We start from the raw sequence: 255 nt of genomic DNA on the forward strand, positions 1-255 counted from the left end.
GCGGTTCGACCTTGCCCTGGCCGGTTGTGATGACCGGTTCACAATCCGTCGGTTTCGGGACGGCACGGCATCGGTCGGTGCGTCCCGTCTCCAAACCGTGTTCCGAAATAACCGCGGGGGTTTTCATAACACGGTATGGCTATGCACGCGTCTCGACCGATGATCAGACGCATGATCCGCAGCTTCTGGCACTCGAGCGAGAAGGGGTGCGGGAGATCGTGCTCGACACGGTCTCCGGCGGGGTTCCGGCCGCGT

The 255-nt window shown here is 62.7% G+C and carries 1 pseudogene; it reads left to right on the forward strand.

The features are described 5' to 3' along the window. Nucleotides 1-29 precede the first annotated feature (29 nt). Nucleotides 30-255, forward strand: a pseudogene (locus WFJ47_RS16620) (recombinase family protein); the annotation flags it as partial.

The sequence above is a fragment of the Asaia sp. VD9 genome (genome assembly GCF_037150015.1).
In the GTDB taxonomy this organism is placed as follows: domain Bacteria; phylum Pseudomonadota; class Alphaproteobacteria; order Acetobacterales; family Acetobacteraceae; genus Asaia.